Source organism: Microbacterium sp. SLBN-111 (assembly GCF_049739645.1).
Lineage (GTDB): Bacteria > Actinomycetota > Actinomycetes > Actinomycetales > Microbacteriaceae > Microbacterium.
In genome coordinates this window covers 2693812-2708261 of record NZ_JBMGQH010000001.1, presented here as the reverse complement: position 1 = coordinate 2708261, position 14450 = coordinate 2693812, and the positions used below count along the sequence as shown (strand labels likewise).

The window sequence follows — 14450 nt, the reverse complement described above, 5'->3', positions numbered from 1 at the left end:
GGAGCGGAGGACCAGAATGGATGCCATGTCCTCCGCGTTCGATCCCGCTCGGTTCCTCCCCGACGACCTGCTCGCGCGGCTGCGCGAACGCGCGCCGGTGCACGACCGCGACAACACGTTCCCCGACGCCGACCTCGACGATCTGCGGGCCGCCGGGTACCTCGGCATCCTCTCGCCCGAGGAGTTCGGCGGCGCGGGCCTCTCGCTCGCCGAGGCCGCGGTCCTGCAGCAGCGCCTCGCCGGCGCGGCTCCGGCGACGGCGCTCGCGGTGAACATGCACCTCGTGTGGACGGGCGTCGCCAAGGTCCTGCGCGACCGCGGGATCGACGACCTCGAGTTCGTGCTGCGGGGGGCCGCGGCGGGCGAGGTCTTCGCGTTCGGCATCAGCGAGGCCGGCAACGACCTCGTGCTGTTCGGCAGCGACACCGACGCCGCGCCCGACGGGGAGGGCGGCTACCGCTTCACCGGCACGAAGATCTTCACGTCCCTCTCTCCCGTCTGGGACCACCTGGGCGTGCACGGGCTCGACACCACGTCGCCCGACGCACCGAAGATGGTCTTCGCGTTCCTCGAGCGCGACGAGAACGTCGTGTCGCGCGACGACTGGAACACGATCGGTATGCGCGGCACGCAGAGCCGCACCACCGAACTGCGCGGTGCCCACGCGACGGCGAACCGCGTCGTGCGCCGACTCGACCCGGGCCCCCAGCCCGACCCACTCGTGTTCGGGATCTTCGCGGTGTTCGAGATCCTGCTGGCCTCGGTCTACACCGGTATCGCCCGCCGCGCGCTCGACCTGTCGGTCGACGCCGCGCGCGCCCGGCGGTCGAAGAAGACCGGCGCGAGTTACGCGGCCGACCCCGACATCCGGTGGCGCATCGCCGACATGGCGCTCGCCTACGACGCGCTGCCCCCGCAGATCGCCGCGCTCAGCACCGACGTCGATGACCGCGTCGACCACGGCGCGCGCTGGTTCTCGCTCCTCGCCGGCGTGAAGCATCGCGCCGTGACCGCGGCGAAGACCGTGGTCGACGAGGCCATGCTCGTCAGCGGGGGCTCGTCCTATTTCGCGCACACCGAGCTGAGCCGTCTGTACCGCGACGTCCTGGCCGGGCAGTTCCACCCCTCCGACCCCGAGTCCGCGCACTCGGCACTCGCCACCGCCTGGCTCGGACCGGTCGACGCCTGATGGCGCGCACACCCGCGGCGCTGCTGAGTCCCGCCGACCAGGAGCGTCTCCGGGCGCTCCGGCGCATGAAGGCCGTCGCGCTCGGTGCCCTCATCGGTATGGCGGTCATCTTCGCCGTCGCCTTCGCGCTGCAACGCGACATCGAGTGGCTGCAGTACGTCCGGGCCGCGGCCGAGGGCGGCATGGTCGGCGCGCTGGCCGACTGGTTCGCCGTCACGGCGCTCTTCCGGCGGCCACTCGGCCTCCCGATCCCGCACACCGCGATCATCCCCCGCCGCAAGGACGAGATCGGCCAGCAGCTCGGGGAGTTCGTCGAGACGAACTTCCTCGAGGGCGATGTCGTCCGCACGAAGCTCGAGGCGACGCCCCTCGCCGCGCGCGCGGGCGCGTGGCTCGCCGACCCGGCCCACGCCGAGCGGCTCGCCGCGGAGGGCGCGACCCTCGCATCCAGCGTCCTGCGCGCCCTGAGCGACGACGACGTGCAGGGCCTCATCGAAGACCTGGCGCGCGAGCACCTGCTGGAGCCGGACTGGGGTCCGTCCGTCGGCGGGTGGCTCGAGCGCGTCGTGAACGCCGACGCGCACCACGGCGCCGTCGACCTCGCGCTCGACAATGTGGCGGTGTGGCTGGGCAACAACCGCGAGATGTTCCAGGGTCTGGTCTCGCGCCGCCTCCCCTCCTGGGTGCCGAGTCTCGCGTCGCGCCTCGTCGACGACACCGTCTACCGCGAGGCCGTCGGGTTCGTCGACGCGGTGCGGGCCGACCCCCACCACCAGGCCCGCATCGCGATCGACCAGTACCTCGCCCGCCTCGCCGACAACCTGCAGCACGATCCCGCCACCCGGATGCGCCTCGAGGAGGCGAAGGCATCCATCTTCGACAGCCCGCGCGTGCGCGGTCTCGCCGCCGACGCGTGGAACACCGCCAAGGCCGGGCTCCTCCGCTCCCTCGCCGACCCCGAGAGCGCACTGCGCCGTCGCGCCGCTGCGGCCCTCGCCGACGTCGGTGTGCGGTTGCAGAGCGAGGAGTCGTTGCAGCGCCGCGTCGACGGCTGGGTCACGGATGCCGCGGTCTTCCTCGTCGAGCGCTACCGCCACGACATCGCGTCGATCATCACCGACACGGTGGAGCGGTGGGATGCCGCCGAGACCACCGAGAAGATCGAGCTCATGGTCGGCCGCGACCTGCAGTACATCCGGCTCAACGGCACCGTCGTGGGTGCTCTCGCGGGGCTCGCGATCTTCACCGTCGCACACCTCGCGTGGGGGTCGTGACGTTCCGAAAAGGGACGAAACTCCTCGCTGGGGCACCGCCGCGCTGGGTACCCTGAGCGCGTGAACTCCGGTTCGGGGGCCGAGCTCCTCTTCACCTATGGAACCCTCCAGCTGCCCGAGGTGCAGCTGGACACGTTCGGGCGCCTGCTCGCCGGCGAGGACGACGTCCTCCACGGCTACCGGCTCGAGTGGACCGATATCGACGACGACCGCGTCGCGCAGTTGTCGGGGCTCGCGTCGCATCCGATCCTGCGGCGGACGGACGATGACCGCGACCGCGTCTTCGGGCGCGTGCTCGCGCTGACCCCGGAAGAGCTCGACGCCGCGGACGAGTACGAAGTGTCGCTATACCGACGGGTCTCGGTGGTGTTGGCCAGCGGCATCCGCGCCTGGGTCTACGTCGGCCACTGAGGCCCCTCCTCGCACGGGACACGCCGAGCGCGCCACCCCCGGTTTGCAGCGGGTCGCCGTCGATATCCTCGTCTCGGATGCCGGTTCGACCCTCGCGCCCCGCGCGCTCCGCGTCCGACTCCTCACGGCAGCGAAGCGGAGAGACGATGATTCAACTGATCCTTGCCCGGCACGCCAAGTCGGACTGGGCGGACGAGGGCGTTGCCGACCACGACCGGCCACTCAACGACCGAGGACGCCGCGACGCGCCGACGGTGGCGCGATCGGTCCTGCGCCGGGGCGTGCGGCCCGAGGTCCTGCTCTCCAGCAGCGCGGTGCGGGCCCGGAGCACGGCCGCCGCCTTCGCTGAGGAGTTCGAGGTCGGCGTCACCGAACAGTCCGAGCTCTACCTCGCCGACGCCGACACGCTGCTCGAAGCGGCGCGCGCGACCCGTGCGCGCGAGGTCATGGTCGTCGCGCACGACCCGGGCATGAGCGAACTCGTCTCAAGACTGGCCGAGCGCGACGTGCGCATGGTCACGTCCGCGGTGGCGGTCTTCACGTGGCACGAGGGCGACTGGGACGACGTCGGCACGACCGCCCCGGACGAGTTCGAGCTCCTCACGCCCTGACGTCCGCCGGACTCCTCACACGGTCCCGCCGACGGCGAACGCCCGCGCGAGCACGTCCTCGGGCCGCCCGTCGTCGTGCTCGGCCCACCAGGTGAGCGCGGAACTGGCGACGGCGGCGAGGGCGTGCGCCCGAACGACGGCGGCGAGTTCGCCACCCTCCGGGTCCTGGCTGGCGAGGAATCGGTGGATCTCGTCGGTGAGCGCCGTCAGACGGGGGTCGGCGCGAAGGTCGAGCGCCGGGGTGGCATGGATGACACGAAGCCTCCGGCGCGTCACCTCGATCTGGTCGTCGGGGAAGACCGACGCCGTCACGTAGGCCGATCGGAGCGCCGTGAGCGCATCCGCACCGTCTACGCGCAGGGCGGCGCGGAAGCGTGCGACGAACTCGTCGAGCCCACCCCAGACCAACGATTGCTTGCTCGGGAACAATCGGAACAGCGAGCGCCGGCTGACGTCGGCTTCGCGCGCGATGTCGTCCATCGAGACCGCGTCGAACCCTCTCTCGTCGAAGAGGCGGAGGGCGACGAGCGAGACGGCATCCGGGGAGATCGTGCGCGGACGACCGGGGGAACGGGTCATGGCATCCTTTCGGCACTCAGTGCTATAACGGTGCTGACGCGCCTCGCGCCACCCGATCTCGAGGAGGAGTTCTCATGTCACCGTCAACCGCCGGACGTTTCGCCGACAAGACCATCATCGTCACCGGAGCCGGATCGGGCATCGGACGCGCCACGGCCCACCGGATCGCGCAGGAGGGCGGCCACGTCGTCGCCACCGACGTGATCGCGGAGCGCCTCGAGGCCCTCGCCGCCGAGCTCGCCGGTCTCGACGTCGCCACCGTCGTCGGCGATGTCTCGTCCGCCGACACCATCGCCGCCCTCCTGGATGCCGCGGGCGACCGCATCGACGGCCTCGCGAACATCGCCGGGATCATGGACGGCTTCCTGCCGCCGAGCGAGGTGGACGACGCGACGTGGGAGCGCGTGTTCGCCGTCAACCTCACCGCGCCGATGCGCCTCACCCGCGCCGTGCTGCCGCGCATGATCGAGGCCGGCGCCGGATCGATCGTCACCGTCTCGTCGGAGGCGGGCCTCCGCGGCTCGGCGGCCGGCGTCGCCTACACCTCGTCGAAGCACGCCGTGGTCGGGTTCACGAAGAGCGTGGCGTTCTTCCACGGCCCGCAGGGCATCCGCGCGAACGCGGTGGCTCCCGGCGCCGTCGCGACCAACATCGAGGCGCCGATGCGGAGCGACTACGCCGGGTCGCGGATCGGCCCGCTCATGCAGGTCGTGATTCCGCCGATGGCCCAGGCCGAACAGCTCGCGGCGGCGATCACGTGGCTGCTCAGCGACGACTCCGCCAACGTCAACGGCGCGATCCTCCCGAGCGACGGCGGCTGGTCCGCGATCTGACGCGCACCGACGGCGGTGCCCCGAGGCGCCGCCGCCCCGCCCGTCGAGTGTCCAAGACACGCCGTTCGCACCCGCGCGCACGCGGCGTGTCGTGGACACTCGATCTCGGCACACGGGCACTGAGCGCGCGCGGCAGCGACCCGCGCGTCAGCGCACGACCAGCCGCGGCACCACCAGCCGGTGCGCCGCACCCGCCGTCGCGGGGCGCGGGGCGACGACCGTGCCCTCTTCCCCCATCAACAGGTCGAGGGCTCCGGATGCCACGCGCTCGGGCAGCTGCTCGACGCTGGAGAGCCCGAGCGCCTCGGCGGCGGGGGTGTTGTCGAAGCCGATGACGGGGATGTCCGCGCGCCCGGCGACCGTGGTGGCCAGGTGCGCGCCGATGGCGAGCGAGTCGCTCGCGCACACGATGCCGTCCACGTCGGGGTCCCGGGCGAGGCCCTCGGCGATCACGTCGCGGGCGAGCGCGACGCTGTCCTCGACGACCCAGCGCGGACCCGCGGCCGCGCCGACGCTCTCGCGCCAGCCGCGCTCGCGTTCATCGCCCGTGCCGGATCCGGTCGGCCATCCCAGGAACGCCACGCGTCCGCGACCGCCGGAGAGCAGATGCTCGGTGGCCGCGCGCGTCCCGGCCGCGCCGTCGACATCCACCCACAGGTGCGCGGGGGCGGCGACGTCGTCCTCGCCCCACGGACGCCCGAACGACACGAACGGCAGCCCGCGCTCGTTCAGCCACCCCGTGCGCGGGTCGCCGTGGAAGGTGCCGGTGACGACGACGGCATCCACTTCTCCCCCCTCGAGCAGATCGCCGAGGCGCTCGATCTCCTCCTCCGCGGTGCGCGCGGCGTAGAGGAGCACCCGCATGTCGCGCTCGCTCGCACGCTCGGTGAGGGCGTGGACGAAGCGGTCGAGTACGACGCCGGCGATCCCGCCCGCATAGGGATCGAGGTGGATGCCGATGGTCGAGCTCCGTCGCGTGCGCAGGCGCCGCGCGGCCGCATGCGGGCGGTATCCCAGCTCGGCGATCGCCGCCTCGACCCGGATCCGCGTCGCCTCGCGCACGATGCCGGGGGTGTTCACGACGTTCGACACCGTCTGCCGCGAGACGCCCGCGACGCGCGCGACGTCCTCGACGGTGGGGGCTTTCGTCATCCCGTCCTCCCGGTGTCTCGACGGTCATCGTAGGTCTGGCGCGACGGCTTGACAGCGCGGCCCGCCGCTCCGTACTTTAGTCGGACCGGAGTTTGAACGTTCAAACTCTCGGCCCTCCGGGCACCGCGGAGGGGTCGCATGCCTCATCGAAGGAGAGAGACACATGACACGGCACATCGCCCGCACCTGGCTCGGAGCCGGAGCGCTCCTGGCCACCGGGGCCCTGACACTCACCGCCTGCGGCTCGGGCTTCAACGATTCCGGCAGCGCCGAACAGTCCTCCGGCGGCTCGCTGTCGATCCTCATCGGCTCGTCGGGCGACGCCGAGACCCAGGCCGTCGAGGACGCCGTCGCCGCGTGGTCGAAGGAGTCCGGCGTCGACGCGAAGGTGCAGGTCGCGAACGACCTCCCCCAGCAGCTGTCCCAGGGTTTCGCGGCAGGGTCGCCGCCGGACCTCTTCTACCTCGCGCCCGACGCCCTCGCCGGCTACGCGGCGAACGGGTCGATCGCCGCCTACGGCGACGACCTCGCGAACAAGGACGACTTCTACTCCTCGCTCGTCGACAACTTCACGGTCGACGGCAAGTTCTACTGCGCTCCCAAGGACTTCTCGACCCTGGCCCTCGTCATCAACACCGACCTGTGGTCGGCGGCGGGACTCACGGATGCCGACATCCCGAAGACGTGGGACCAACTGGCATCCGTCGCCCAGAAGCTCACCGCGGACGGCCGCGTCGGTCTCGCGTTCGGTGCCGAATACCAGCGCGTGGGCGCGTTCATGGCGCAGGCCGGCGGCGGACTGCTGAGCGACGGCAAGGCCACCGCCGACAGCTCGGCCAACATCGAGGCCCTGCAGTACGTCAAGACGCACCTCAACGACGGCAGCTTCGCCTTCGCGTCCGACGTGGGCGCCGGGTGGGGCGGCGAGGCGTTCGGCACCCAGAAGGCCGCGATGACCATCGAGGGCAACTGGATCACCGGTGCCCTCACCGCCGACTACCCCGACGTCAAGTACACCGTCGCCGAGCTGCCGGCCGGTCCCGGCGGCAAGGGGACGCTGCAGTTCACCAACTGCTGGGGCATGGCCGCCGACAGCACCAACCAGGACAACGCCCGCGCCCTCGCCGAGTACCTCACCGGCACCGACCAGCAGCTCGCGTTCTCGAAGGCGTTCGGCCCGATGCCGTCCATCCAGTCCGCCGCCGACGCATGGTCGAGCGCGAACCCGAACCTGACGGCGTTCCTCGCCGGAGCCGAGTACGCCCAGTTCCCGCCGAACATCGCGGGCGCGGCCGACGTCATCACCGACTTCAACGCCCAGCTGGAGTCGCTGAAGACCGGGGACCCGCAGGCGATCCTCACCACGGTGCAGGGCAACCTCGAGGCGATCGCCAAGTAGGCGCGACCGTCCATGACCGCTCTCACCACCGCGCCGCGCCGCGCCGGGTCCTCCTCCTCGGGGATCCGGCGCGGCGAGGCCGCCGCCGGCTGGCTCTTCACCGCCCCGGTGCTGATCATCCTCGGCGTGTTCCTCCTCGTCCCGGTGCTCATGGCGCTGTGGGTGAGCTTCTCCGACTGGACCGGCCGGGGCAGCCCCTTCTCCTCGAACGTGAACTTCGTCGGTCTCGACAACTACGCCGCCGTGACCACCGGCGGAGGCCTTGCCGAACGCGACTTCGGCACGGCCCTGCGCAACAACGCCTGGTACGTGCTCCTCGTCGTGCCGCTGCAGACCGCCCTCTCGCTCTTCCTCGCCGTCCTCGTCAACCGCGCAGTGCTGCGCGGTCGCGGGTTCTTCCGCACGGCGTTCTACTTCCCCTCCGTCACCAGCTCCGTCGCGATCACCGTGCTGTGGCTGTTCCTCTTCTCCACGTCGGGCGCGATCAACGAGGTGCTGTCGTGGCTGGGCGTCAACGGCCCCAACTGGTTCAGCGACCCGTCCGGCATCGTGCACAACGCCCTCGCGACGATCGGCGTCGCGAACGGCCCCGCCGCCCTGACCGGGAACACGTTCCTCGGCGTCTCGTGGTGGGACTGGCTCGGCGGACCGTCGGTCGCGATGTCGGCCTTCATCCTCATGGCGGTCTTCACGACCTCGGGGACCTTCATGCTCCTGTTCATCGCGGGCCTGCAGAACATCGGCGGCGACGTGCAGGAAGCCGCGATGATGGACGGCGCGAACGGGTGGCAGCGCTTTTGGCGCGTCACGCTCCCCCAGCTGCGGCCCGTCCTCTTCACGGTGCTGACCCTGGGGCTCATCGGCACGTGGCAGGTGTTCGACCAGATCTACACCGGCACGCAGGGCGGCCCGGGCAAGACGACCCTGACCCCCGCCTACCTCAGCTACTCGTCGGCCTTCCTGTCGCAGCAGTGGGGTCAGGGCGCGGCGATCGCGTTCGTGCTGTTCGTGATCATCGTGGTCCTGACGATCCTGCAGCGATGGGTGCTGCGCGAGCGTCCCGTTTCGCGTCGACGCGCGCGGCAGTACGAAGTTCGCGCCCCGAAGGGAGGCACGCGATGACCGCCACGGCATCCCCCGAGGTCACCGTCGCCGCCGAGCAGGTCGTCGGCGGCCCGCGCCGCAGGCCGGCGAAGCACCGCATGTCGGGCAAAGCGCTGCGGTGGCAGATCGCCCTCTACGCGCTGCTGTGCGTGCTGGCGCTCATCTACATCTACCCGTTCCTCGTCCAGGTGGCGACGTCCTTCAAGCCGGATGCCGTCGCCGCCGCCGACCCGATCTCGCTCGTGCCGCAGCCCTTCACGTGGGCCGCGTACGAGAGGCTCTTCCTCCGCTCCGACTTCCCCGTCTGGTTCGCCAACTCCGCCGTCGTCACCGTGTTCGTGACCCTCGGCCGCGTGTTCTTCAACTCGCTCGCCGGGTACGCGCTCGCGCGTCTGCAGTTCCGGGGGCGCGGCATCGTCTTCGCGGCCCTGGTCGCGGTCATGGCGGTGCCGACGGTGGTGCTGCTCATCCCGAAGTTCCTCGTGATCAACCAGCTCGGCATCTACGACTCGTACGCGGGCATGATCCTCCCCCTCTTGGTGGATGCCGCGTGCGTCTTCATCATGAAGAACTTCTTCGAGTCGATCCCGCCGTCCGTCGAGGAGCAGGCGCGCATCGACGGGGCGAGCACGTTCCGCATCTTCTGGTCGGTCGTCCTGCCCATGGCGCGACCGGCGCTGATCACGATCGTGATCCTGTCCTTCCAGGGATCGTGGAACGAGCTGAGTCACTTCGTCATCTCGACCCAGTCGCCCGAGCTCACCACTCTGACCAAGGGCGTCGCCTCCCTCGCGAGCGGACAGCTCAGCCAGGGCAGCCAGTTCCCCCTCAAACTCGCGGCCGCGGCCATCATGACGATTCCGGTCGCCGTGGTGTTCTTCGTGTTCCAGCGCCGCATCATGAACGCCAGTGAAGGAGCCGTCAAAGAATGACCACCGCCCCCGCCGCCTCGACGGACGCGCCGACCGCCCTCGCCCCCGCCGATCCTGCACCGCTGCAGCCCCTGCTCAGCGACGCCGTGATCGTGCTGCGGGCCCCGACGCAGGTGTGGTCCGACCGCGACGGCGCCGTGGGCACGTCCGCCGTGCACGGGATCTACCACGGGGACGTCCGGCACGTCCGGGCGCTCACCGCGTCCTGCGACGACTCGCCCATCGAGTGGATCTCGACCGCGCCCGACGGCCCCTCGCGGATCGTGTTCGGCGGCGTCCTGCGCGGGATCGACGACACGACCCCCGACCCGAAGGTGCGGTTGCTCCGTGAGCGCACCGTGGCCGACGGCCGCGTGGCCGAGACGTGGACGCTCCGCTCCCGCGTGGACGCCGCCATCCGCACGACGCTGCGGTTGCGCTTCCAGCCGGAGTTCGCCCTGCTCCACGAGGTGAAGTCCGGGCACGCGCGGCCGCAGCAGACCGAGGTCGAGATCGAGGCGGGATCGGCGCGCGTCTCCGCCGGGCCGCAGGCGCTCGAGCTCACGGCGGACGGTGCCGAGGTGGCATCCGGTTCCGCGTTCGTCGAGGCGAGCTGGGAGGTCGAGGTCCCCGCCTTCGGCGAGACCGCCGTGACATGGGAGCTCGCCCTGCGCGATGACACGCTCGTCGTGGGCGGAGCCGCGGCCCCGGCGCGCTGGGATGCCGCGGCCGTCGCCGCCCGGACCCGCGACCCCCGCCTCGCGCGGTGGCTGACGACCGCGCTCGGCGACCTCGACGCCCTCCGCCTCGTGCTCCCCGACGACCCCGAGGACGAGTTCTTCGCCGCCGGCGCCCCGTGGTTCTTCACGCTCTTCGGCCGCGATTCGCTGTGGGCCGCGCGTCTCGCCCTCCCGCTGGACCGTGACATCGCGGCATCCACTCTCCGCGTGCTCGCGCGCCTGCAGGGCGAGGTCGACGACCCGCGAACGGCCCAGGAACCCGGCAAGATCCTGCACGAGCTGCGCTCGTCGTCGCTCGAGATTCCGAGCGAGGGCATCTCCCTTCCGCCTCGGTACTACGGCAGCGTCGACTCCACCCCCCTGTGGATCTGCCTGCTCGCCGACGCGTGGCGCGCGGGGCTTCCCGCCGACGAGGTCCGGGCTCTGCTCCCGGCGCTCCGCGGCGCTCTCGGCTGGATCCGCGACAGCGGCGACAGCGACGGCGACGGCTTCCTGGACTACATCGACCGCCTCGGGACCGGCCTGGCGAACCAGGGCTGGAAGGACTCCGGCGACTCGATCCAGTGGCGCGACGGGTCGCTCGCGGACGGTCCGATCGCCCTGTGCGAGGTGCAGGGATACGCGTACGAAGCCGCCCTCGCCGGCGCGGAGATGCTCGCGGAGTTCGGTGACGCCACGGATGCCGCGGACGTCGCGTTCTGGCGCCGGTGGGCCGCCGACCTCAAGACGAGGTTCGCCGACGCCTATTGGATCGAGACCCCCGAGGGCCGATACCCGGCCGTCGCGCTGGACCGCGAGAAGCGACCGGTCGACACCCTCACGAGCAACATCGGTCACCTGATCGGCACGGGAATCCTGGATGCCGACGACGAGGCGCACATCGCGGAGCTGCTGCGCGGCCCCTCGATGTCGAGCGGTTACGGGATCCGCACCATGTCGACCGGCGCCGCCGGCTACTGGCCGCTGTCCTACCACGGCGGCAGCGTGTGGGTGCACGACACCGCGATCGCCGTGCACGGCATGCGGCGAGCGGGCCTCCTGGAGCCGGCGCGCGCCGTCGTCGCGGAACTGCTGGATGCCGCGGAGGGGTTCGCGTACCGCGTCCCCGAGCTGCACTCCGGCGATCCGCGCTCCGAGACCTCGGTCCCCACGCCCTATCCCGCCGCGTGCCGCCCGCAGGCGTGGTCGGCGGCGGCCGCGGTGGTGTGCCTCACGGTGCTCGAGGCGCGAGACTGACCCGTTCGGTGTCCCAGGACACGCGGATGCCGCGAAGGCGCCTCCGCGTGTCTTGGACACTGAACCATCAGCGCGGGGCGGCGCCGGCGCCTGATGCGCGCCGGGGCGGCGCCTGCGCGGGGCGCCGGGGCAGCGCGACGTCAGGCGACGGGGGCGACCGTCCCGCCGGTGAGGCGCACGAGTTCGTCGAAGGTCAGCGGGAACACGGTGTGGGGTGTGCCGCCGGCGGCCCAGATCTCCGGGAACGCCGCGAGATCCTCGTCCACGATCGTCGTGAGCGGCGCGGGGTGCCCCGTCGGCGCGACGCCGCCGATGGGCTGACCCGTCGCGGCGAGCACCTGGTCCGGCGTCGCCCGACGGATGCCACCGCGCCCGAGTCGCGCGGCGAGAGCTGCCGTGTCGACCCGGTGCGCCCCGCTCGTCATGACGAGCAACGGTTCGTCGTCGCTCCAGAACACGAGGCTGTTGGCGATCGCGCCCACCTCGATCCCCAGGGCTTCCGCGGCCAGGACGGCGGTGTGCGCGGCATCCGGGAGGACGACGATCTGTCCGGTGATCCCCGCGCGCTCCAGCGCGGCGGCGACGAGACGACTACGGGCGGGAAGGGACTCGCTCATCGCGCCAGCATATTGCTCGCTCACGCCCGGTCGTCGGCCACAATGGTCATGGATGCCGCAACGCCGCGGCATCCATGAGAGAGCCGCCCACAAGGCGACCGACCGAAGGATCGCGATGACCACCGCCCTGCCCCTGCCCGATTTCGCCCACGAGCGCGTGGAGGTGAGCACGGGACGCCGCAGCGGCCTGTTCATCGCCGTCGCGCTGCACTCCTCCGTGCTCGGCTCCGCTCTCGGCGGCGCCCGACTGTGGACCTACCCGCATTGGAGCGACGCGCTCGGTGACGCCCTGCGCCTCTCGGCCGCGATGACGTTGAAGAACGCGGCGGCGGGACTGGATGCCGGGGGCGGTAAGTCGGTCATCGGTCTGCCCGAGGGGACGGTGCTGGACGCCGACCGTCGACGCGCCGCGTTCCTCGACCTGGGCGACGCCGTGGAGAGCCTGGGCGGCCTGTACCGGACCGCGGAGGACGTGGGATCCACGACCGAGGACATGCTCGTCGTGAGCGAGCGGACGGCGCACGTCGTGGGGCTCCCCGACGCGGTCGGCGGATCGGGCGAGCCGGCCGGACCCACCAGCCTCGGCGTATACGCGTCGCTCGTGGCCACCCTCGAGCGCGTGGTCGGATCGGACGACGTGCGTGGACGCCGGATCACGATCGCCGGTCTCGGACAGGTCGGCGGTCGGTTGGCCGAACGCCTCGCCGCCGAGGGCGCCGTCCTCACCGTCACAGACGTGAACCCCGCCAAGCGTGCCCTGGCCGCGCAGCTCGGAGCCGCGTGGGTGGAGCCGGGCGACGCGCACTTCGTGCCCGCCGACGTCTTCGTCCCCGCGGGCATCGGCGGTGTGCTCACCGACGACGTGATCGACGCGCTCGACGCGCGCGCCGTGTGCGGTCCCGCGAACAATCCGCTGGCCGACCGGTCCGGCGCCGACCGCCTCGCCGCACGCGGCGTGCTCTACGCCCCCGATTTCGTCGTCAACGGCGGCGGCGTGATCTACCTCGACCTCACGGCCAAGCAACTCGGCTCGCGCGAGTCGATCATGGCCCGCGTCGCGGGGATCGGCGACACCCTCCGCCGGGTGTTCGACGAAGCGGAGAGCCGTGGCGTCACGCCCCTCGCGGCAGCGGAGGGTCTCGCGGCCGAACGGCTGCGGACGGGCGCCGGCGCGTTGGTCTGACACGGAGAAAAGAACCCCGGATGCCATAGCATCCGGGGTTCTTTCTTTGGGGGTCAGTGGGCGGGCGTCGTATGCCTCGAGCACCGCCGCCGAGATACGCCCGCGCGAATTGATCGAGTAGCCGTTGGACTCGGCCCAGGCGCGGACATCACCCAAGTCACGGGCGGACGCGGAACGCGCTTTCGTCGCACGACGCGCGGGGGCCGGGACGGAACCGACCGCGCGACCGGCCGCCACGAACGGCTCGAACGCCGCGCGGAGCTTCGACGCATTGTCTTCGGAGAGGTCGATCTCGTACGCGCGGCCCTCGACCGAGAAATGAATCGTGGTGCCGTCGTCGATGACGGCCCCGTCGAGGTCGTCGATGAGCTGCGTGATCTGCTTTTTTGCCATGTCGCGATTGTAGATCCGGCGGATGGGCGAATTCCGAGAGATGACGGGGAGTTCACCCGTCGAATAGCCCCACCGCTCCCGGTTCAATCATTCGTGGAAGAACGCCGCGCCCCACCCTCGATTGCGGTGATGCGGTGGTCCTCGCCATGGGTCAGTTCCGTCCCCAGGAAATCCTCGTCGCTGGGCAGACGGAGGGAGAACTCCGAGAATGCCGAAATGCGAAGCGCGACCTCGTCGGTCGCCGCGTCGAGCACGTGACCGCCGACCCGACGATCATCGCTGAGATAGTGCAGATGCAGCCCGGCGATCGTGATTCCCTGGTATATGCGCGGCATCCAGAATCCGATCATCACTCCCGACTGATCGGCGCTCTCGGTCTCGATCTGTTCGGCCGCGACCTCGCCGAGCGGGCGAGGCTCCTCTTGTCGCCGGGTGACCCGCGTCCGGACCCGGGAGAAGGCCCCTTCGATCCGGATGGCGTGGAACAGATTCCGGCTGAGCAGCCGGGCCTCGACCGCCTCCGTCACCCCGTCGAGGCCCAGACGCCCGAGCGTCTCGACTTCGTTCTCGCCGAAGAAGCAGACATCGACGAACGGCACGGCTTCGTCGTCGCGCATGCGCCGGGGCGCGGCATCCGCGGTGCACTCGAAGGCCTCGCCGTCGAGGAGGATCACCTCTCCGCCGAGACCCTCGCAGCACCCGATGCCGGTATCACCCCACCGCCGGACTTCCGAGATCGGAACGCCCGAAGAGTAGACGCCCGCCATGAGCGCGTCGAGCACCGCGAATTGCGTCACGGCCCCCGCGCTCACCGCGAG

14 protein-coding genes and 1 pseudogene are annotated in these 14450 nt (G+C 71.3%); 10 read left to right on the top strand and 5 right to left on the bottom strand.

The genetic code is table 11. The features are described from left to right. The first annotated feature begins 25 nt into the window (after window positions 1–25). The 4 genes from RKD05_RS12520 to RKD05_RS12505 all read left to right on the top strand — a co-directional run bounded on the left by RKD05_RS12520 (window position 26) and on the right by RKD05_RS12505 (window position 3485). Entirely contained in the window at window positions 26–1189 is a 1164-nt protein-coding gene (locus RKD05_RS12520; RefSeq protein ID WP_424710410.1) for an acyl-CoA dehydrogenase family protein, read from the top strand. Next, entirely contained in the window at window positions 1189–2463 is a 1275-nt protein-coding gene (locus RKD05_RS12515) for a DUF445 domain-containing protein (RefSeq protein WP_424710408.1), read from the top strand. The genes RKD05_RS12520 and RKD05_RS12515 overlap by 1 nt, the downstream gene beginning before the upstream one ends. 60 nt (window positions 2464–2523) lie before the next feature. Next, on the top strand, window positions 2524–2874 hold the full coding sequence (locus RKD05_RS12510; protein WP_424710406.1) for a gamma-glutamylcyclotransferase family protein: 351 nt from the start codon (window positions 2524–2526) through the stop codon (window positions 2872–2874). Between the two features lie 146 nt (window positions 2875–3020). Further along, entirely contained in the window at window positions 3021–3485 is a 465-nt protein-coding gene (locus tag RKD05_RS12505; RefSeq protein WP_424710404.1) for a SixA phosphatase family protein, read from the top strand. A gap of 15 nt (window positions 3486–3500) precedes the next feature. On the opposite strand, the gene RKD05_RS12500 is transcribed toward RKD05_RS12505, so the two are convergent. Beyond that, a complete protein-coding gene (locus RKD05_RS12500) occupies window positions 3501–4064 on the bottom strand; it encodes a TetR family transcriptional regulator (RefSeq protein WP_424710402.1) in 564 nt (187 codons plus the stop codon). 74 nt (window positions 4065–4138) lie between these two features. Here RKD05_RS12500 and RKD05_RS12495 point away from each other — a divergent pair, with 74 nt between their 5' ends. Then, window positions 4139–4897 carry an SDR family NAD(P)-dependent oxidoreductase gene (locus RKD05_RS12495; protein WP_424710400.1) on the top strand — a complete coding sequence of 253 codons (759 nt, stop codon included), beginning with the start codon at window positions 4139–4141 and terminating at the stop codon, window positions 4895–4897. A 147-nt stretch (window positions 4898–5044) separates the two neighbouring features. Here RKD05_RS12495 and RKD05_RS12490 read toward each other — a convergent pair whose 3' ends face one another. Continuing rightward, the gene (locus tag RKD05_RS12490; RefSeq protein WP_424710399.1) at window positions 5045–6049 is read right to left on the bottom strand and encodes a LacI family DNA-binding transcriptional regulator; all 1005 of its coding nucleotides are present in this window, start codon (window positions 6047–6049) and stop codon (window positions 5045–5047) included. A 163-nt stretch (window positions 6050–6212) separates the two neighbouring features. On the opposite strand from RKD05_RS12490, the gene RKD05_RS12485 reads away from it, so the two are divergent. From RKD05_RS12485 to RKD05_RS12470, 4 genes are all read left to right on the top strand, one after another. Continuing rightward, complete coding sequence (locus tag RKD05_RS12485; RefSeq protein WP_424710398.1) at window positions 6213–7448, top strand: sugar ABC transporter substrate-binding protein; 1236 nt, start codon at window positions 6213–6215, stop codon at window positions 7446–7448. Window positions 7449–7460: 12 nt separating this feature from the next. Beyond that, the gene (locus tag RKD05_RS12480; RefSeq protein WP_424710397.1) at window positions 7461–8570 is read left to right on the top strand and encodes a carbohydrate ABC transporter permease; all 1110 of its coding nucleotides are present in this window, start codon (window positions 7461–7463) and stop codon (window positions 8568–8570) included. An 80-nt stretch (window positions 8571–8650) separates the two neighbouring features. Beyond that, a complete protein-coding gene (locus RKD05_RS12475) occupies window positions 8651–9484 on the top strand; it encodes a carbohydrate ABC transporter permease (RefSeq protein WP_424711839.1) in 834 nt (277 codons plus the stop codon). Beyond that, window positions 9481–11439 (top strand): glycogen debranching N-terminal domain-containing protein, encoded by a 1959-nt coding sequence (locus tag RKD05_RS12470; RefSeq protein WP_424710395.1) that lies wholly within the window; start codon window positions 9481–9483, stop codon window positions 11437–11439. Before RKD05_RS12475 ends, RKD05_RS12470 begins: the two co-directional genes overlap by 4 nt. Before the next feature lie 140 nt (window positions 11440–11579). On the opposite strand, the gene RKD05_RS12465 is transcribed toward RKD05_RS12470, so the two are convergent. Further along, window positions 11580–12056 carry a YbaK/EbsC family protein gene (locus RKD05_RS12465; protein WP_424710393.1) on the bottom strand — a complete coding sequence of 159 codons (477 nt, stop codon included), beginning with the start codon at window positions 12054–12056 and terminating at the stop codon, window positions 11580–11582. A gap of 115 nt (window positions 12057–12171) precedes the next feature. Between RKD05_RS12465 and RKD05_RS12460 the strand changes: the two genes are divergently transcribed. Continuing rightward, window positions 12172–13239 (top strand): Glu/Leu/Phe/Val dehydrogenase dimerization domain-containing protein, encoded by a 1068-nt coding sequence (locus RKD05_RS12460; protein WP_424710391.1) that lies wholly within the window; start codon window positions 12172–12174, stop codon window positions 13237–13239. A 75-nt stretch (window positions 13240–13314) separates the two neighbouring features. On the opposite strand, the pseudogene RKD05_RS12455 reads toward RKD05_RS12460, so the two are convergent. Further along, window positions 13315–13632, bottom strand: a pseudogene (locus tag RKD05_RS12455) (histone-like nucleoid-structuring protein Lsr2); the annotation flags it as partial. Between the two features lie 83 nt (window positions 13633–13715). Continuing rightward, window positions 13716–14414, bottom strand: a complete 699-nt coding sequence (gene budA, locus RKD05_RS12450) for an acetolactate decarboxylase (protein ID WP_424711838.1) — start codon at window positions 14412–14414, stop codon at window positions 13716–13718. Between the last annotated feature and the right edge of the window lie 36 nt (window positions 14415–14450).